This window comes from Actinoallomurus sp. NBC_01490 (genome assembly GCF_036227085.1).
Taxonomy (GTDB): Bacteria; Actinomycetota; Actinomycetes; order Streptosporangiales; family Streptosporangiaceae; genus Actinoallomurus; species Actinoallomurus oryzae.
Window position 1 is genome coordinate 9,287,883 of sequence record NZ_CP109433.1, and the last position, 22,602, is coordinate 9,310,484.

Annotated in this window: 2 protein-coding genes; both read left to right on the forward strand. The window is 65.8% G+C overall.

Annotated elements, in window-relative coordinates; genetic code table 11:
- On the forward strand, positions 1–11,739 hold the full coding sequence (locus OG417_RS42795) for an SDR family NAD(P)-dependent oxidoreductase (RefSeq protein ID WP_329241735.1): 11,739 nt from the start codon (positions 1–3) through the stop codon (positions 11,737–11,739).
- On the forward strand, positions 11,739–22,556 hold the full coding sequence (locus tag OG417_RS42800; protein WP_329241738.1) for an SDR family NAD(P)-dependent oxidoreductase: 10,818 nt from the start codon (positions 11,739–11,741) through the stop codon (positions 22,554–22,556). The genes OG417_RS42795 and OG417_RS42800 overlap by 1 nt, the downstream gene beginning before the upstream one ends.
- The last annotated feature ends 46 nt before the right edge of the window (positions 22,557–22,602 follow it).

The window sequence follows — 22,602 nt, forward strand, 5'->3', positions numbered from 1 at the left end:
ATGACAATCGAGGACAAACTTCGGGACTATCTCAAGCGGGCGACGCTGGATCTACGAGAAACGCGGCAACGCCTGCGTGAGATCGAAGACCGTGTCGAAGAACCGATCGCGATCGTGGCGATGGGCTGCCGCTACCCCGGAGGAGTCACCTCGCCGGAGGAGTTGTGGGAGCTGGTCGACCAGGGCGTCGATGCGATCACGCCGTTTCCGGATAACCGGGGCTGGGACCTGGAGCAACTGTACGACCCGGACCCCGACGCTCCGGGTAAGTCCTATGCGCGGGAGGGCGGGTTCCTTCACGACGCCGATCAGTTCGATGCGGCGTTCTTCGGGATCTCTCCGCGCGAGGCCACCGCGATGGACCCCCAGCAGCGGCTTCTCTTGGAGGTCGCCTGGGAGACCATCGAGAACGCCGGTATCGACCCCAATACGCTCCACACCAGCCAGACCGGCGTGTTCACCGGCGTCATGTACAACGACTACGCCACCCGCCTCGACCATCTCCCCGACGGCTACGAGGGATACATAGGTAACGGCAGCGCCGGAAGTGTCGCCTCCGGGCGCATCTCATACATCCTCGGTCTGCAGGGGCCGGCGCTGACGGTCGATACGGCGTGTTCGTCATCGCTGGTCGCACTCCACCTGGCGGCGCATTCCCTGCGTACGGGCGAGTGCGACCTCGCCCTCGCCGGCGGGGTCACTGTGATGTCCACACCGGGCATGTTCGTGGAGTTCAGTCGGCAGCGGGGGTTGGCTGCCGATGGGCGGTGTAAGTCGTTTTCGGCATCGGCCGATGGAACCGGGTGGTCCGAGGGTGCCGGGCTTGTCCTCTTGGAGCGTCTGTCGGACGCACGAAAGAACAATCGTCGGATCCTCGCGGTGATCAAAGGCTCGGCGGTCAACCAGGACGGCGCCAGCAACGGACTCACCGCACCGAACGGGCCCTCCCAAGAGCGCGTGATCCGCCAGGCCCTCACCAACGCCGGTGTAACGCCCGACCAGGTCGACGTGGTCGAAGCCCACGGCACCGGTACGGCGTTGGGCGACCCGATCGAAGCCAACGCCCTCCTCGCCACCTACGGCCAAAACAGAGCCGAAGACCGACCGCTGTACCTGGGATCACTGAAATCCAACATCGGCCACACCCAAGCCGCCGCCGGCATCGCCGGCGTCATCAAAATGGTCCAAGCCATCCAGCACGGCCGCCTACCGAAGACCCTTCACGTCGACGAACTCAACCCCGAGGTGGACTGGTCAACCGCCACCCTCGCCGTCCTTACCGAGGCCCGCGCCTGGCCCGAGGCGAACCGTCCCCGCCGCGCCGCGGTGTCCTCCTTCGGCGTCAGCGGCACCAACGCCCACCTCATCCTCGAACAACCCCCCACACCCGAACCCGCAGCCTCTCGGGTCCACGAACCGCCGTCTGGCGTCGTGGCGTGGCCCTTGTCCGCCAAAACCCCCGAAGCCCTACGCGAGTACGCCCGCCGCCTCGCCGACCACCTGGACCACCACCCCGACCTGAACCCGACCGACATCACCCACACCCTCACCACCCGCACCGTGTTCGACCAGCGTGCGGTCATCACCGGAACCACCCTCACCGACCTCACCACCGCCCTCCACGCCCTCGCCACCGGGCGTGACCACCCCAACCTCACCACCCCACCGGCGACACCGATCAACGGCAAGATCGTGTTCGTCTTCCCCGGCCAAGGCACCCAATGGCCCGCCATGGCCCACCACCTCCTCACCACCAGCCCGGTGTTCGCCGACCACATCCACCAGGCCCATCAAGCCCTCGCCCCTCACACCGACTGGTCCCTACTCGATCTGCTCCACCAGACCAGTCGGGCTGCGGATCTCAACCGCACCGACGTCGTCCAACCGGCCTTGTTCGCCGTCATGACCGCTCTTGCCCGCCTGTGGCAACACCACGGCATCCACCCCGACGCCGTCATCGGCCACTCCCAAGGCGAAATCACCGCCGCACACATCGCCGGCGCCCTCACCCTCAACGACGCCGCCAAAATCATCGCCCTACGCTCACAAGCCCTCACCAACATCGCCGGCACCGGCGCCATGGCCCACATCCCCCTGTCTCATCACGAGATCAGCCTCGACGCCGACGTTCACATCGCCGCCATCAACGGGCCCAATTCCACCACGATCTCCGGTACGCCACAGGCCGTCCAGGCTCTCATCGACCGGTGCAAAACCCTGGGTGTCGATGCCCGTTTGATCCCGGTCGACTACGCCTCCCACTCACCCCACATCGACCCACTCCAAACCCACATCACCGAACAACTCACCGACATCACCCACCACCGGGCGAGCGTGCCGTTCCACTCCACCGTCACCACCGACCAAATCGACACCACCACCCTCACCGCCGACTACTGGCACACCAACCTCCGACACACCGTCCAACTCCAACCCACCATCGAAAAACTCTCCACCACCGGACACACCACCTACATCGAAATCAGCCCACACCCCACCCTCACCCCCGCCATCCAACAAACCATCGAAGATCAAAACACACCTGCCATCGTAATTCCAAGCATCACGAAGAAAAACGGCACTGTTACCGAATTCCTCAACAACACCGCACAACTGCACACCCACCAGCACACCGTCGACTACACACCACCAACAAACCCGACATCAACAATCTCACTCCCCACCTACCCCTTTCAACACAAGACCTACTGGCTCCAACGATCTGTCAACGCAAATAAACCCGAAGATCTTGGGCAACAAGCTACTGACCACCCGCTTCTCGCCGCGTGTATCCAAACACCGAGCACCGACGGCTACCTGTTCACCGGCAGGATCTCCACACGGATCCATCCCTGGCTCAACGATCATGCGATCAACGACACCGTCCTGCTTCCCGGCACCGCCTTCGTCGATTTGGCCATACACGCCGGCACCCGCGCTGGAACCCCTTGCATCGAGGAACTCACCCTCGAAAACCCCCTCATCATCTCGGACGAGCAGCCGACCGATCTGCAGATCACGCTCGAGCCTCCCAACCAGGGCCGCCGGACCATCACCATCCACTCGCGTCCAGCCGACGCCGAACCCGACACCTCCTGGACCCGCAACGCCACCGGCACCCTCACCACCACCAACCACACACCACCGACCAACAACACCCCCACATTCCCCCCCGAAAACAGCACCCCCATCGACCTCACCGACTTCTACACACACCTGGCCGAACGCGGATACCACTACGGCCCCACCTTCCAAGGCCTCACCCACGCCTGGCGACACGACAACGGCGACCTCTACGCCCAAACAACCCTCCCCGAAACCACCGCCACCAACGGATACACCATCCACCCCGCCCTCCTCGACACCACAATCCACCCACTCCTCCCCACCAACGACCAGCCAACTCAACTACCCTTCACCTGGCAAAACGTCACCATCAACAACACCAACACCAACACACTTCGGGTACATCTGCATTCCACAAACGACGACGAATACCGCATCACCGCCGCCGATGACGTCGGCCGCCAGGTAGTCAACGTCGGCCTACTTAAGTCACGGCCCATCACGAGTGAGCAGCTCACCATAATCGAAAGAGGTCGCTCAAATTCCCTCTTCGAACTTCGATGGGACCCCATTAGGCTTAAGATTGCGCCAGAATCGATCAGCTCTTATATCATTTTCGATGAGCCCGAATCAGAGTTGGCCGATTCCATCCCAGGACCAAGCGTCAGCATTCATTCTGACCTAGAAACTTTTATCGCTGCCAGCAAGGACGAGACTCGGGCATCTGATGTTGCCATCTGGAACTGCCCATCCAGCTTGCGCACCGATATTCCCGCGGATGTCCATCGCTTGAGTCTCCATGCAATGGACTTCCTTCAGGACTTTTTAAGAGAAGAACGACTGGTCGACTGCCGTCTGATCGTTGTGACGCGAGGCGCCGTCTCCACCAGCGAAGACGACGCCGTGGGGGACCTGGCTCAAGCCGCGGTATGGGGACTGGTCCGTACCGCCCAAACCGAGCATCCCGGCCGGATCACGCTCATCGACCTCGATCGCCCCACCACCGAACTTGCCGCCGCCATCGCCAGCGGCGAGCCCCAGATCGCCATCCGCGACAACCGCACCCTCACCCCACGACTCGTCCGCGCCACCCCCGCCAACGATGACCCGACCGGGCTCAACCCCGAAGGCACAATCCTCATCACCGGCGGAACCGGAGCACTCGGCACCACCGTCGCCCGCCACCTCGTCAACCAGCACAACGCCCGCCACCTCCTGCTGGCCAGCCGCTCCGGACCGAACGCACCCGGTGCCACCGAACTCCACCACGAACTCACCGAACACGGCGCCCACGTCACCATCACCACCTGCGACACCTCCACCCCTGAGGCCCTCGCCGAACTACTGGCCACCATCCCGCATCAGCATCCGCTCACCGCGATCATCCACGCCGCAGGCACCCTCCACGACGCCACCATCACCCAACTCACCAACGACCAACTCGACGCCGTCCTCACCCCCAAAGCCGACGCAGCCTGGCATCTGCACCAGCTGACCAAAGAAAAGAACCTGTCGGCGTTCGTCCTGTTCTCCTCACTCGCCGGCACCCTCGGCTCCCCCGGCCAAGCCAACTACTCCGCCGCCAACACCTTCCTCGACGCCCTCGCCCACCACCGCCACGCGAACGGACTCCCCGCCACCAGCCTCGCCTGGGGACTCTGGCAACAAACCACCGGAATGACCGCCCACCTCACCACCACCGACCACCAACGCATCACCACCAACGGCATCACCCCACTCAGCACGGACCAAGCACTCCAACTCCTCGACGCCTCACTCACACACCCCAAATCCCACCTCATCCCCGCAAACATCAACACCAGAACAACCAACCCCCACCCACTGCTACGAGGCTTCCTCACCGCCTCACCCCAACGTGTCGCCTCCTCCGCAGTGCAGGACAAGCCCGCGTCGTCTCTCACCTCCGACGAGCTAGTCGATCTGGTTCGGGTTGCCACCGCGGCGGTCTTGGGCCACGCCGACCCGGCCGCCGTCGTTGACACCCAGACCTTCAAAGAGCTGGGCTTCGACTCCCTGACCGCCATCCAGATCCGCAACCGCCTCGCCACGGTGACCGGCCTGCGCCTGCCCGCCACCCTCATCTTCGACCACCCCACACCACAGGCTCTGGCGACTTACCTGCACCACCAACTCACCGGCGAAAACACCACCACCACAACCACCACCCACAAAACCACCACCGAACCCATCGCGATCGTGGCGATGGGTTGCCGCTACCCGGGTGGGGTGACCTCACCGGAGGAGTTGTGGGAGCTGGTCGACCAGGGCGTCGATGCGATCACGCCGTTCCCCGACAACCGCGGCTGGAACCTGGAGGAACTGTACGACCCCGACCCCGACGCGCTGGGTAAGTCCTATGCGCGGGAGGGCGGGTTCCTCCACGACGCGGATCAGTTCGACGCGGCGTTCTTCGGCATCTCCCCACGCGAAGCCACCGCAATGGACCCCCAACAACGACTCCTCCTCGAAGTCGCCTGGGAAACCATCGAAAACGCCGGCATCAACCCCACCACCCTCACCAACACCCAAACCGGCGTCTACACCGGCGTCATGTACAACGACTACGCCACACACCTCCACCAAACCCCCCACGACCTCGAAGGCCACCTCGGCAACGGCACCGCCGCAAGCATCGCCTCCGGACGCATCTCCTACACACTCGGACTCCAAGGCCCAGCCGTCACCATCGACACCGCATGCTCGTCATCACTCGTCGCCCTCCATCTGGCCGCACAGGCACTCCGCAACGGCGAATGCGACCTCGCCCTCGCCGGCGGCGTCACCATCATGTCCACCCCCGGCCTCTTCATCGAATTCAGCCGACAACGCGGCCTCGCCCACGACGGACGATGCAAACCCTTCTCCGCCACCGCCGACGGCACCATCGGCGCCGAAGGCGCCGGACTCCTCCTCCTAGAACGCCTATCAGACGCGAAAAAGAACAACCGGCGGATCCTCGCCGTCATCAAAGGCTCAGCCATCAACCAGGACGGCGCCAGCAACGGACTCACCGCCCCCAACGGACCCTCCCAAGAACGCGTCATCCGCCAAGCCCTCACCAACGCCGGAGTCACCCCCGACCAGATCGACGTGGTCGAAGCCCACGGCACCGGCACCTCCCTGGGCGACCCGATCGAAGCCAACGCCCTCCTCGCCACCTACGGCCAAAACCGCACCGAACAGCCTCTCTACCTCGGATCCATCAAATCCAACATCGGCCACACCCAAGCCGCCGCCGGAGTGGCCGGTGTCATCAAAATGGTCCAAGCCATCCACCATGCCCGGATGCCGAAGACCCTCCATGCCGAGGAACCTTCACCCCACATCAACTGGGACACCGGCGCCGTCACCCTCCTCACCCAGACCCGGCCCTGGCCCGAGGCGAACCGACCCCGCCGCGCCGCAGTGTCCTCCTTCGGAATCAGCGGCACCAACGCCCACCTCATCCTCGAACAACCACCCCAAGCCACGCCGACAGCATCCAAGGTCACCGAACCCACCCCAACCACTCACACCGACCTGATCGCCTGGCCACTGTCAGCGAAAACCCTCCCGGCACTCCGTGAACAGGCCCGCCGCCTCGCCACCCACATCGAACAGCACCCCGGCCTGGACCCGATCGGCATCGCCCACACCCTCACCACCAGCCGCGCCACCTTCCAACACCGCGCCATCATCACCGGCACCACCACCACCGACCTCACCACCGCCCTACACGCCCTCGCCGACAACCAACCCCACCCACGTCTGACCACCACACCCCCAGACCCCACACCACCAGGAAAACTCGCCTTCTGCTTCACCGGCCAAGGCGCCCAATGGCCCGGCATGGGACACGACCTCTACCAAACCCACCCCACCTACAAAAACACCCTCGACCAAACCATCACCCACCTCAACAAACACCTACCCCACAACCTCCACACCATCATCTTCGCCGAACCCAACACACCCCAAGCCCAACTCCTCCACACCACCCTCTACACCCAACCCGCCACCTTCGCCATCCAAGTCGCCCTCTACCACCTCCTCACCCACCACGGCATCACCCCCCACTACCTCACCGGCCACTCCATCGGCGAAATCACCGCCGCCCACCTCGCCGGCGTCCTCACCCTCCCCGACGCCGCAACCCTCATCACCACCCGCGCCAAACTCCTCAACACCCTCCCCGCCACCGGCGCCATGCACGCCACCAACACCCCCCACCACGACCTCATCGACCTGGTCAAAACCGAACTCCACATCGACCTCACCAACCACCCCGACGCCGCCATCGCCGCAATCAACAGCCCCACCTCCACCACCATCACCGGCGACACAACCCTCCTGACCACCATCACCACCCTCCTAAAACAACACGGCTACAAAACCACCCACCTCAACGTCTCCCACGCCTTCCACTCACCCCACACCAACCAAATCCTCAAACAATTCCACCACACCGCCGAAACCCTCACCTACCACCCACCCACCACCCCCATCATCTCCACCCAAACCGGAAAACCCGCCACCACCACCCAACTCACCGACCCCACCTACTGGACCAACCAAATCCGCAACCCCACCCACTGGACCCAAACCATCACCCACCTCGAAAACAACAACACCACCACCTACCTCGAAATCGGACCCCACCCCACCCTCACCCCACCCACCGAACAAACACTCACCCAACCCAACACCCACACCATCACCACCCTCCACAAACACAAAAACAACAACCAACAAATAGTCAACACATTCACCCAACTACACATTCAGCAACACACCACCCACTGGCCCACCCTCACCCCCAACAACACCCCCACCACACCCCTGCCCACCTACCCCTTCCAACACAACACCTACTGGATCAACGAACCACCAGCCCAAAAAGCCACAGGCGACCTCGGCCTTACTGCGACCGAACACCCGCTTCTCGCCGCCACCACAGAAATCCCCAGCACCGGCTCCGTCCTTTTCACCGGCCGGATATCAACACGAACCCATCCCTGGCTCACCGAGCACGCCATCGACAACACCATCCTGATGCCCGGAAGCGGCCTCATCGACCTGGCCGCCCACGTCGGCACCCACACTGGAACACCCCACATCCAGGAACTCACCCTTGAAAGCCCGCTCGTCATCCCGGACGAGCAACCGATCGACCTCCATGTCACCGTCGAACCCGCCGACGACGACGGCCGGCGAACCATCACCATCCACACCCGCCTAGTGGATGGACCAGCCCGAACAGCCTGGACACGCCATGCCGTCGGCACCCTCACGCCACACGCGACAGCGCAGCCGTCCACCGCGACGACCTGGCCTCCGCCCGACGCCGCCCCGGTCGACCTCGCCGACTTCTACGCACGCCTGGCCGAACGCGGATACCACTACGGCCCCACCTTCCAAGGCCTCACCCACGCCTGGCGACACGACAACGGCGACCTCTACGCCGAAATAGCCCTCCCCGAAGGCACGGAGATCACCGGACACGCGATCCATCCCGCGCTCCTCGACGCCGCGCTCCACCCCCTCATACTCACCTCGCCGACGGACGATCAGCAGATCAGGCTTCCCTTCAGTTGGCAGGACGTCTCTCTCCTCGCCGACGGGGCCACCGTTCTTCGGGTCCACCTCCACGCCACCGGAGCCGGCCAGGTCCGGATCACTGCCACTGACCCCGGCGGAACCCCCGTGATCGTCGTTGACGCGCTCGACGCGCGTCCGATCGAGCCCGACCGGCTCCGGGTCGAGGGCCGTACTCGCCGCGACGACATGTTCGTTCTCCGGTGGGAGACGTTCTCTCCCGCAGGCGCGGCTGTGAGGTCTCACCCGTACGTCCTCATCAGGGGCGACGAGGACGGTGCGGTGACGGCGCTCACGGAGGATGCCACCGAGCCGTATCCCGATCTGGCGTCGCTCGGCCAGGCCATCGACGCGGGTACGCCGTCGCCGGAACTGGTGCTCGTGAACTGCCCGGATTCGCCGGTGGCGGATGTGCCGGCGAGCACACACGAGCTCACGGGCCATGTCCTCGAAACACTGCGTACCTGGCTGACCGACGAACGTTTCGCGGACAAACGCCTTGTCCTGATCACTCAGGGAGCCGTCTCCACGAACGTCGACGAGGGCATCCGCGACCTGGCGCAGGCGGCGGTCTGGGGCATGGTCCGTACGGCCCAGGCCGAACACCCCGGCCGCATCGTCCTGCTCGACCTCGATCTCCGCGAAGTGACGCCGGGCTCTGTTCGTACGGCACTCAGCAGCGAAGAACCTCAGCTGGCCGTACGCCAGGGCCGCGTCCTGGTCCCCCGGGTCATCGCTTCCGGCCCCGGTGACGGACTCGTTCCGCCCACCGGGTCGGTTTTGTGGCGGCTGGAGAACCCAACCCCGGGAACACTGGACAACCTCGCGCTGACTCCCTGGCCAGATGCGGATGCACCCCTGCGACCCGGGCAGGTCCGGGTATCGCTTCGTGCGGCCGGCCTCAACTTCAGGGACGCCTTGGCCGCCCTGGGCATGGTGAACGACCGGACGGGCGTCGGCGGTGAGGGTGCCGGGATCGTCACCGAGGTAGGCGCCGGCGTCGAGAGTCTGGCTCCCGGCGACCGTGTCATGGGGCTCTTCCGGAGCGGAATCGGCCCGGTGGCCGTCACCGACCATCGCTTGATAACACGCGTTCCCAGCGGATGGTCGTACGCGGAGGCGGCCGCGGTGCCCGTAGCGTTCCTGACCGCTTATCAGGGGTTGAAGGATCTCGCGAAGCTGCGGAAGGGCGAGACGCTGCTTGTCCACACCGCCACCGGCGGCGTCGGCTCGGCGGCCGTACAACTGGCGCGGCACTGGGGAGCGCACGTCCTCGCCACGGCAAGTCCCGCGAAGTGGCGCGTCCTTCAGGAGCAGGGCATCGACGGTGATCGTCTCGCGTCCTCACGCATGCTCGACTTCGAGACCAAGTTCCGTGATCACACCGGCGGCCGAGGCGTGGATGTCGTCCTCAACTCCTTGGCCCACGAGTTCACCGACGCGTCGCTGCGCCTGCTGGGCAGTGGCGGCCGATTCATCGAAATGGGCAAGACCGACATCCGGGAACCCGGGGAGGTCGAGGCCGCGTATCCCGGAGTGAAATACCACCTGCTCGATCTCCACCAGACGTCACCTGAGCACATCGAGGAGATGCTCGGCGCGTTGTCCGTGCTCTTCGAAGAGGGTGTGCTCCAACCGCCGCCTGTGACGACCTGGGACGTCCGGCACGCCGCTCGAGCCCTTCGCCATCTGAGCCAGGCCCGCCACATCGGCAAGGTGGTACTGACCATCGGGTCGCCTCTCGACCCCGAGGGAACGGTCCTCATCACCGGCGGTACGGGAACCCTCGGCTCAGCCGTCGCCCGGCATCTCATCAACCAGCACAACGCCCGCCACCTCCTGCTGGCCAGCCGCTCCGGACCGAACGCACCCGGTGCCACCGAACTCCACCACGAACTCACCGAACACGGCGCCCACGTCACCATCACCACCTGCGACACCTCCACCCCTGAGGCCCTCGCCGAACTACTGGCCACCATCCCGCATCAGCATCCGCTCACCGCGATCATCCACGCCGCAGGCACCCTCCACGACGCCACCATCACCCAACTCACCAACGACCAACTCGACGCCGTCCTCACCCCCAAAGCCGACGCAGCCTGGCACCTGCACCAGCTAACCAAAGAAAAGAACCTGTCGGCGTTCGTCCTGTTCTCCTCACTCGCCGGCACCCTCGGCTCCCCCGGCCAAGCCAACTACGCCGCCGCCAACACCTTCCTCGACGCCCTCGCCCACCACCGCCACGCGAACGGACTCCCCGCCACCAGCCTCGCCTGGGGACTCTGGCAACAAACCAGCAGCATGACCGCCCACCTCACCACCACCGACCACCAACGCATCACCACCAACGGCATCAGCTCGCTGACCACCGACCAAGCACTCCGTCTTCTGGACGAGACACTCATCCGCCCCGACCCCCACCTCATCCCCGCAAACATCAACACCAGAACGACCAACCCCCACCCCCTGCTGCAAAGCCGCGCGCCGACAGCTCCCAAGCGATCCGCCATGGCTCAGGCGCCTGAGCCCGTTCTCCTCACGGAACGGCTGGCGGAGCTTCCCTCCGACGAGCAGTACGAGGTTCTCCTGGAAACCGTCCGTGGCGAGCTGGCGACGGTTCTGGGGCATGCCGCCACCGATGACATCGGCCCGGACAGCGCGTTCAAGGAACTCGGTCTTGACTCGTTGACGGCGGTGGAACTTCGCAACCGACTCAACACCGTGACCGGCCTGCGGCTGTCCGCCACCCTCGCGTTCGACCACCCAACGCCGCAGGAACTCGTCGAATATCTCCGTTCGCAGCTCGTCCCCGAACCAGCACCGCCGGGTACGACGCTGCTCACCGAGCTCGACGAATTGGAGACGAGCCTCTCCACCGGACTCGATATAAGCCAACTCCCCAGTGATCTTGCACCGCGCCTTCAGGAACTGCTTCGAAAGCTGACCGTTCAGCAAGCGGCCGACGGCGAAATGATCCGCACGATCAAGGCGACGAGCCGTCCAGATGAACTGTTCGCGCTCATCGACCAAGGAATGGAAGACAGTAACCACCGCGACCAGTCCGAAGGCAGCTACTGATGGCAAACAACGAGGAAAAACTCTTCGAGTACCTCAAGCGGGTCACCGCCGACCTTCAGCAGACGCGAGAGCGCCTCCACGAAGTCGAGGAGCGCGCTCGCGAGCCGATCGCGATCGTGGCGATGGGCTGCCGTTTCCCGGGTGGGGTGGCCTCGCCGGAGGAGTTGTGGGAGCTGGTCGACCAGGGCGTCGATGCGATCACGCCGTTCCCCGACAACCGGGGCTGGGACCTGGAGGAGTTGTACGACCCGGACCCCGACGCTCCGGGTAAGTCCTATGCGCGGGAGGGCGGGTTCCTTCACGACGCCGATCAGTTCGATGCGGCGTTCTTCGGGATCTCTCCGCGCGAGGCCACCGCGATGGACCCCCAGCAGCGGCTTCTCTTGGAGGTCGCCTGGGAGACCATCGAACGGTCCGGAATAACGCTTGATTCGCTGAAGAAAAGCAGGACCGGCGTCTTTACCGGGGTTGTATTCCAGCCGTACGGGCCGGATCTGCATCAGGCGCCGGAGGACTACGGGGGCTACATGATGACGGGCAAGGCTACAAGTGTGGCTTCTGGCCGTCTCTCCTACACATTCGGATTGCAGGGGCCGGCGGTCACGGTCGATACGGCGTGTTCGTCGGCGCTGGTCGCCCTCCACCTGGCAGCGCATTCACTCCGCACCGGCGAATGCGACCTCGCGTTGGTCGGGGGAGCCGCGGTGATGTCGACCCCGGGTGTGTTCGTGGAGTTCAGTCGGCAGCGGGGGTTGGCGGCCGATGGGCGGTGTAAGTCGTTTTCGGCCTCGGCCGATGGAACCGGGTGGTCCGAGGGCGCCGGGCTTGTCCTCCTGGAGCGTCTGTCGGACGCACGAAAGAACAACCGGCGGATCCTCGCCGTCATCAAAGGCACGGCGGTCAACCAGGACGGCGCCAGCAACGGACTCACCGCACCGAACGGACCCTCCCAAGAGCGCGTGATCCGCCAGGCCCTCACCAACGCCGGTGTAACACCCGACCAGGTCGACGTGGTCGAAGCCCACGGCACCGGCACCTCCCTGGGCGACCCGATCGAAGCCAACGCCCTCCTCGCCACCTACGGCCAAAACAGAGCCGAAGACCGACCGCTGTACCTGGGATCCATCAAATCCAACATCGGCCACACCCAAGCCGCCGCCGGCATCGCCGGCGTCATCAAAATGGTCCAAGCCATCCAACACGCCCGGCTACCCAAAACCCTCCACGCCGAGGACCCCTCACCCCACATCAACTGGGACACCGGCGCCGTCACCCTCCTTACCGAGGCCCGCGCCTGGCCCGAGGCGAACCGTCCCCGCCGCGCCGCGGTGTCCTCCTTCGGCGTCAGTGGCACCAACGCCCACCTCATCCTCGAACAACCCCCCACACCCGAACCCGCAGCCTCTCGGGTCCACGAACCGCCGTCTGGCGTCGTGGCGTGGCCCTTGTCCGCCAAAACCCCCGAAGCCCTACGTGAGTACGCCCGCCGCCTGGCCGACCACCTGGACCACCACCCCGACCTGAACCCGGCCGACATCACCCACGCCCTCACCACCCGTGCCGTGTTCGATCAGCGTGCGGTCATCACCGGAACCACCCTCACCGACCTGACCACCGCCGTCCACGCCCTCGCCACCGGGCGTGATCACCCGAACCTCACCACCCCGCCGGCGACACCGATCAACGGCAAGGTGGTGTTCGTCTTCCCCGGCCAAGGCACCCAATGGCCCGCCATGGCCCACCATCTGCTCACCACCAGCCCGGTGTTCGCCGACCACATCCACCAGGCCCATCAAGCCCTTGCCCCTTACACCGACTGGTCGCTACTCGATCTGCTCCACCAGACCAGTCGGGCTGCGGATCTCAACCGCACCGACGTCGTCCAACCCGCCCTGTTCTCCGTCATGACCGCCCTCGCCCGCCTATGGCAACACCACGGCATCCACCCCGACGCCGTCATCGGCCACTCCCAAGGCGAAATCACCGCCGCACACATCGCCGGCGCCCTCACCCTCAACGACGCCGCCAAAATCATCGCCCTACGCTCACAAGCCCTCACCACCATCGCCGGCACCGGCGCCATGGCCCACATCCCCCTCCCCCACCACGACATCAACCCCGATGACGACGTTCACATCGCCGCCATCAACGGGCCCAACTCCACCACCATCTCCGGCACACCACAGGCCATCCACGCTCTCATCGACCGGTGCAAAACCCAGGGCGTCGATGCCCGTCTGATCCCGGTCGACTACGCCTCCCACTCACCCCACATCGACCCACTCCACACCCACATCACCGAACAACTCACCGACATCACCCACCATCGGGCGAGCGTGCCGTTCCACTCCACCGTCACCACCAACCAAACCGACACCACCACCCTCACGGCCGACTACTGGCACACCAACCTCCGACACACCGTCCAACTCCAACCCACCATCGAAAAACTCCTCACCACCGGACACACCACCTACATCGAAATCAGCCCACACCCCACCCTCACCCCCGCCATCCAACAAACCATCGACCAAAAAGAAACCCCCGCACACGTCATCCCCACCATCACCAAAAAACAGGGCACCCTCACCGAATTCCTCAACAACACCGCACAACTCCACACCCACCACCACACCGTCAACTACACACCACCAACAACGGGAACAACAAACCCACTCCCCACCTACCCCTTCCAACACCACACCTACTGGCTCCACCACAGATCTGCGAACAGTCCGGGACAGCAAGCAACCAATCACCCAATCCTTACCGCCGCTGTTCAGATACCGACCACCGGCGCCCAGCTATTCACCGGCCAGGTCTCGGCACGCACCCACCCCTGGCTCAATGACCACGCCATCCACGACACAACCCTGGCCCCCGGAAGCGCTCTCATCGAAATGGCCGCGCACGCCGGCACCCACACCAACACCCCTCACATCGAGGAACTCACCCTCGAAAACCCCCTCACCATCCCCGACGACGCTGCCACCGAAATCAACCTCACCATCGAGGCACCCGACGACGATGGCGGACGCAAAATCACCATCCACACCCGCCGCGCCGACGCCGGACCCGACACCCCCTGGACCCGCAACGCCACCGGCATCCTCACCACCACACCGCCCCCGGCGGACACCCCCGCACAACCACCGGCCGACGCCACGCCCATCGACGTCACCGACTTCTACTCACAGCTGACCGAACGCGGATACCACTACGGCCCCACCTTCCAAGGCCTCACCCACGCCTGGCGACACGACAACGGCGACCTCTACGCCCAAACGACCCTCCCGGACACCGTCGACACCAGCGGCTACAGCATCCACCCCGCCCTCCTCGACGCCGCACTCCACGCGCTGGCACTCACCGCGGACGGTAGCGACGAGACGCCGCACCTCCCCTTCTCCTGGAACGACGTCGCTTTCCACGGCACCAGAGCGAGAGCACTCCGGGTCCACCTGCATCCGACAGACGACGGCCGTTATCGCATCACCGCCACCGACGACCTCGGCCAGCCCGTGATGACGGTAAATGCGCTAGCACTACGCCCCGTCGGCAGGGCCCAGCTTCCGACCGGCAACAGTCGCAGTTCTTTGTTCGAATTGCAGTGGGGACACATTGCACCGAGAACGGCATCGGCTTGTTCCTACGTTCTGCTCGACGAGCAGAAAACGGAACTGTCCGCTTCGTTCGCTGACGCGATGAGCGTCCATCCCGATCTGAACGCGTTCGTAGCGGGTCTAGATGACGGAGTCCGGATACCTGATTTCGCTGTTTGGATGTGCCCTCGCAGGTCGAGCGCGGACGTCCCCGAGGGTGTCCACCGCCTCACACGACAAACGGTCGGCCTCCTCCGTGACTTCCTCACGAACGAACGACTCGCCGACTGCCGCCTGGTCGTCATCACGCAGGGCGCCGTGAGCACCGGCGAGAACGATGCAGTGGAGGATTTGGCTCAGGCGGCGGTGTGGGGGCTGGTCCGTACGGCGCAGGCCGAACACCCTGACCGCATCGCCCTCATCGATGTCGACGGCCCCACAATCGAGCCGGCGGCCGCCATCGCGAGCGGCGAACCTCAGGTCGCCATCCGCGACGGCCACCTTCTCATCCCTCACATCGCGCGAACGGGCGCCAGCGATGACCCGATTCGGTTCGATCCCGAGCGGACGGTGTTGATCACCGGTGGTACGGGAACCCTCGGCTCAGCCGTCGCCCGGCATCTCATCACCTACCACAACGCCCGGCATCTGCTCCTCGCCAGCCGCTCCGGACCCCACGCACCCGGTGCCGCCGAGCTCCACCATGAACTCACCGAACACGGCGCGCAGGTCACCATCACCACCTGCGACACCTCCAAGCCTGAGGCCCTCGCCGAACTGCTGGCCACCATCCCGCATCAGCATCCGTTGACGGCCATCGTCCACGCCGCAGGCACGCTGCAGGACGCCACGCTCACCGAACTCACCAACGACCAGCTCGATGCGGTCCTCACCCCCAAAGCCGACGCAGCCTGGCATCTGCACCAGCTGACCAAAGAAAAGAACCTGTCGGCGTTCGTCCTGTTCTCCTCACTCGCCGGCACCCTCGGCTCCCCCGGCCAAGCCAACTACGCCGCCGCCAACACCTTCCTCGACGCCCTCGCCCACCACCGCCACGCGAACGGACTCCCCGCCACCAGCCTCGCCTGGGGACTCTGGCAACAAACCACCGGAATGACCGCCCACCTCACCACCACCGACCATGGACATGTCAGCACCGCAGGCATCGTTCACCTGACCACGGCGGAGGGTCTCCGGCTCTTCACCGCTGCACTTACGCATCCCCGGCCCACGGTCATCCCCGCCAACATCAACGTCAGAAGGCTGGACACGGGGGGCGACCCGCACCCGTTGTTCCGCGAACTCGCGCCCGCCGTTGCTGGGCGGTCCGGCGGCGCTGTTCCAAATCTTCGTACGCAGCTGGCGGACCTGCCCGGTCCCGAGTTGGAAAAGCGGCTGCTCGACATCGTGCGTACGAGCGCCGCGAACGTTCTGGGCCATACGAACGCGGACACGATCGTTGACACCCAGACCTTCAAAGAGCTGGGGTTCGACTCCCTGACCGCCATCCGGATCCGCAACCGCCTCGCCACGGTGACCGGTCTGCGCCTGCCCGCCACCCTCATCTTCGACCACCCCACACCACAGGCTCTGGCGACTTACCTGCACCACCAACTCACCGGCGAGAACAACGCCACGACGACCACCGTCCACAAGACCACCACCGAACCCATCGCGATCGTGGCGATGGGTTGCCGCTACCCGGGTGGGGTGACCTCGCCAGAAGAATTGTGGGAACTGGTCGACCAGGGCGTCGACGCCATCACACCGTTCCCCGACAACCGCGGCTGGAACCTAGAAGAACTGTACGACCCCGACCCCGACGCTCCAGGTAAGTCCTATGCCAGGGAAGGCGGGTTCCTCCACGACGCCGACCAATTCGACGCCGCGTTCTTCGGCATCTCCCCACGCGAAGCCACCGCAATGGACCCCCAACAACGACTCCTCCTCGAAGTCGCCTGGGAAACCATCGAGAACGCCGGTATCGACCCCACCACCCTCACCAACACCCAAACCGGCGTCTACACCGGCGTCATGTACAACGACTACGCCAGCCGGCTTCACCTCCTTCCCGAAGGCTACGAGGGCTACATCGGCAACGGCAGTGCCTCCAGTGTGATCTCGGGGCGTATCTCTTACACTCTCGGGCTCCAAGGTCCGGCGGTCACGGTGGACACGGCGTGTTCGTCGTCGCTGGTCGCCCTCCATCTGGCCGCACAGGCACTCCGCAACGGCGAATGCGACCTCGCCCTCGCCGGCGGCGTCACCATCATGTCCACCCCCGGCCTCTTCATCGAATTCAGCCGGCAACGCGGCCTCGCCCACGACGGACGATGCAAACCCTTCTCAGCCACCGCCGACGGCACCATCGGCGCCGAAGGCGCCGGACTCCTCCTCCTAGAACGCCTATCAGACGCGAAAAAGAACAACCGGCGGATCCTCGCCGTCATCAAAGGCTCAGCCATCAACCAGGACGGCGCCAGCAACGGACTCACCGCCCCCAACGGACCCTCCCAAGAACGCGTCATCCGCCAAGCCCTCACCAACGCCGGACTGACTCCCGACCAGATCGATCTGGTCGAAGCCCACGGCACCGGCACCTCCCTGGGCGACCCGATCGAAGCCAACGCCCTCCTCGCCACCTACGGCCAAAACCGCACCGAACAGCCTCTCTACCTCGGATCCATCAAATCCAACATCGGCCACACCCAAGCCGCCGCCGGAGTGGCCGGTGTCATCAAAATGGTCCAAGCCATCCACCATGCCCGGATGCCGAAGACCCTCCATGCCGAGGAACCTTCACCCCACATCAACTGGGACACCGGCGCCGTCACCCTCCTCACCCAGACCCGGCCCTGGCCCGAGGCGAACCGACCCCGCCGCGCCGCAGTGTCCTCCTTCGGAATCAGCGGCACCAACGCCCACCTCATCCTCGAACAACCACCCCAAGCCACGCCGACAGCATCCAAGGTCACCGAACCCACCCCAACCACTCACACCGACCTGATCGCCTGGCCACTGTCAGCGAAAACCCTCCCGGCACTCCGTGAACAGGCCCGCCGCCTCGCCACCCACATCGAACAGCACCCCGGCCTGGACCCGATCGGCATCGCCCACACCCTCACCACCAGCCGCGCCACCTTCCAACACCGCGCCATCATCACCGGCACCACCACCACCGACCTCACCACCGCCCTACACGCCCTCGCCGACAACCAACCCCACCCACGTCTGACCACCACACCCCCAGACCCCACACCACCAGGAAAACTCGCCTTCTGCTTCACCGGCCAAGGCGCCCAATGGCCCGGCATGGGACACGACCTCTACCAAACCCACCCCACCTACAAAAACACCCTCGACCAAACCATCACCCACCTCAACAAACACCTACCCCACAACCTCCACACCATCATCTTCGCCGAACCCAACACACCCCAAGCCCAACTCCTCCACACCACCCTCTACACCCAACCCGCCACCTTCGCCATCCAAGTCGCCCTCTACCACCTCCTCACCCACCACGGCATCACCCCCCACTACCTCACCGGCCACTCCATCGGCGAAATCACCGCCGCCCACCTCGCCGGCGTCCTCACCCTCCCCGACGCCGCAACCCTCATCACCACCCGCGCCAAACTCCTCAACACCCTCCCCGCCACCGGCGCCATGCACGCCACCAACACCCCCCACCACGACCTCATCGACCTGGTCAAAACCGAACTCCACATCGACCTCACCAACCACCCCGACGCCGCCATCGCCGCAATCAACAGCCCCACCTCCACCACCATCACCGGCGACACAACCCTCCTGACCACCATCACCACCCTCCTAAAACAACACGGCTACAAAACCACCCACCTCAACGTCTCCCACGCCTTCCACTCACCCCACACCAACCAAATCCTCAAACAATTCCACCACACCGCCGAAACCCTCACCTACCACCCACCCACCACCCCCATCATCTCCACCCAAACCGGAAAACCCGCCACCACCACCCAACTCACCGACCCCACCTACTGGACCAACCAAATCCGCAACCCCACCCACTGGACCCAAACCATCACCCACCTCGAAAACAACAACACCACCACCTACCTCGAAATCGGACCCCACCCCACCCTCACCCCACCCACCGAACAAACACTCACCCAACCCAACACCCACACCATCACCACCCTCCACAAACACAAAAACAACAACCAACAAATAGTCAACACATTCACCCAACTACACATTCAGCAACACACCACCCACTGGCCCACCCTCACCCCCAACAACACCCCCACCACACCCCTGCCCACCTACCCCTTCCAACACAACACCTACTGGGTTCGCCAAACAGAGCGAACCGGCCGTACGGAAAACCGCCCGAAAGACAACACGACCACGCATTCCCTTCTCGGGACCGAGGTGGAGCTCGCCGAACCACGGAGCCGGTGGTTCAAAACGACGATCACGGCCGACTCCCTCGGTTTCCTGCGTGAGCATCGGCTGCTCGGCACACCGGTCCTCCCCGCCGCGGCGATGCTCGACTGGGCATTGGCCGGCGCGGCGAAGGCGGCCGGTACGGATGCCCGGTCCTGGTCACTGAAAAACGTCGCCTTCCGCGCGTTCATGCATTTCGCCGACGACCGACCGCTTCAAGCGCAGACGGCCGTCGATTCCTCCGGCGACGCTTTCGGCGTGCGCTGTTTCGCCCGTGTCGAAGGGCAACGGCGCGACCGGTGGACCGAACACGTCACCGTCGAGTCCGCAACGACGATTCCCGATTCGTCTCACCGCGATCCGGTGGCGGCCTTCGAACCGGCCGGCGTCGAGACGCGCATGACGGCCGAGGCGGCCGACCGGCTGTACGAACGTTTCCTGGCCGCCGGTGTGGAACACGGCCCCGCCTTCCGCGGGCTCCGACGGCTGTGGCGGGACGGCGACACGGCGGTCGGCCTCATCGAGAGCGACGCCGCGCCGGCGGATCACGGAACGTCCATGCTCGATCCGCGGGTCTTCGACGCGTGCCTGCACATCGGCGCGGCCTTCGCCGACGACGACGGTTCGCTCTGGCTTCCCGCGGCAGTCGACCGGCTCCGTGTCCACGCCGCGCTGCCGGCCCGGGTCTGGTGCCGGGCCCACTGGCTCGGCCACCAGGACTCCGGCGACCGCGCGATGAACATGGAGATCTTCTCCGACGACGGTGAGCCGCTCGCCGTCGTGGAAGGCCTCCGGCTCCGCGCGGTCCCGTCCGCGGCGCTCGCCGAGGTGACCGGGGCGCGACCGCGCCGCTACGAGGTCACCTGGCAGCCCTTCCTCGCCCACGAGACGTCCGAGAACGGCGCCCGGATGTCGGGCACCTGGCTGGTCTACGGGCCTGATCACCGTCAGGTCGAGGAGTGGCACGCCCAGCTCACCGAGGCGGGGGCGACCGTGATCGCCCTGCTCGACGACTCCAGCCCGGCCGCCGGCACCTCGGCGAACGGCTCTTCCGGAAGCGCCGCGACGCCGATCCGGCTGGGCGGCGGAGATACGGAGGCCGAGCAGGTGTTCCGCGACCTGCGGGACACGGGAACCGAGGTCACCGGCCTGGTCCTGGGCGGAGGAACGGGCCCGGCGACCGCGAACGGCCCGCATGCCGGGCCGGACGGCGAGCCGCACGACGGTGTCTCCGTGGGCGATCGCTGCCCCGCCGAGGCGTACCGGTTGGCACGTCGAGGGTTCTCGGTGCTGAAGCACTTCCTCCGCGCCTACGCGGACGAGCTGCCGCAGATCGTCATCTGCTCATCGGCCGCGAGCGCGCGGCGCGGCCAGGACGGCCCGCCGGATCCCGCCCAGGCCGTCTGGACCGCCGCCGCCAAGGCGATCATCGCGGAGTACCCGGACCTCAAGTGCGTCCAGGTCGACGGGGAGCGCGCCGCGCCGATGCCCGCCCTGCGGACCGTACTGCGCAGAGCCGCGGCGCTTCCCGGCTCGGGGCACCTCGCCGTCCGAGGTGATCGCTGGTTCGAGGCCCGGCTCCGCGAGGCCGGGTACGCGGCGGGCGAGGGGCCGGCGCTGAAGGTCCGTGCCGACGCCACGTACCTCATCACCGGCGGGCTGGGCGGCCTCGGGCTCGCGGTCGCCGGGCGGCTGGCGGACGAGGGAGCGTGCTCGCTCGTCCTGGCCGGGCGCTCGCTCCCCGACGAGGAGCCGGTGCCCGTCGCGGCACTGCGGGCCAGAGGCGTACGAGTCGAGCTGCGGCGGGCCGATCTCGCCGACGCGAGGAGTGTGGCCGAACTGCTCGACTTCGTACGCCGGGACATGCCGCCGCTTCGGGGCGTCGTGCACGCCGCCGGCGTTACGGCCGACGCCCTGCTGGCGGACCTTGAGCCGACACGGCTGGAGCAGGTGATGGACCCCAAGGTCCGGGGGGCGTGGAACCTGGACCGGCACACCCGCGACGACGATCTCGACTTCTTCGTGCTGTTCTCGTCGATGGCCTCGCTCATCGGCTCGGCCGGGCAGTCCGGCTACGTCGTGGCGAACGCCTTCATGGACGCGCTCGCCGCCGCCCGCCGCCATGAGGGCCGGCCCGCCGTCAGCGTGAGCTGGGGACCGTGGGCGGAGACCGGCATGGTGGCGCAGCGGGGCCTGGCCGACCGGCTCGAGTCGAAGGGCATGAGCGCGCTGCCCACCGAGCGGGCGCTGCGGGCGCTGACCGACCTTCCGGCGGAGACCGCCGCGCACGTGGGCCTCGCCGCCGTCGACTGGCGCCGCTACACCGCCGCCACGCAGGGCGCGCAGCCCTACACCCTGCTCGCCGACCTGGTTCCCGCGGATCTGGCCGAGCCCGAACCGGCGGACCCGGGCCGCGTCGAGGAGCTGATGTCGCTGGCGCTGACGGATCACGACGCCGCGCGTGACGCCGTTCTGGCCGAGCTGCTGGACCGGGTGGCGGCCCTCCTCGGCATGAACGTGACCGAGCGCGACCAGCTGGCCGCCGGATTCGCTCAGACCCGCCTGAACGTCCTCGGGCTCGACTCGCTGACGACCGTTCGGCTCCGCCGGCGCCTCCGCACGGACTTCGGGGTCGACATTCCCGCGGAGCTCCTGCTGGGCGGCGGAACGGCACTGGACGTCGCGGAGACCATCTGCCGTCAGCTCGCCGTCCGCAACGTCCTGACCACCGGCGAGGAGGAGGCGGACGACCCCGCTGACATCGAAGTCCTGACGCTGTGACTCCTCCCGGCCCCGCGGGCGGCGCCGCCATCTGAAGGAGAGATAG

Coding starts and splice junctions, on each gene's coding strand:
- OG417_RS42795 (WP_329241735.1), top strand. CDS start 1: ATGACAATCGAGGACAAACTTCGGGACTATCTCAAGCGGGCGACGCTG.
- OG417_RS42800 (WP_329241738.1), top strand. CDS start 11,739: ATGGCAAACAACGAGGAAAAACTCTTCGAGTACCTCAAGCGGGTCACC.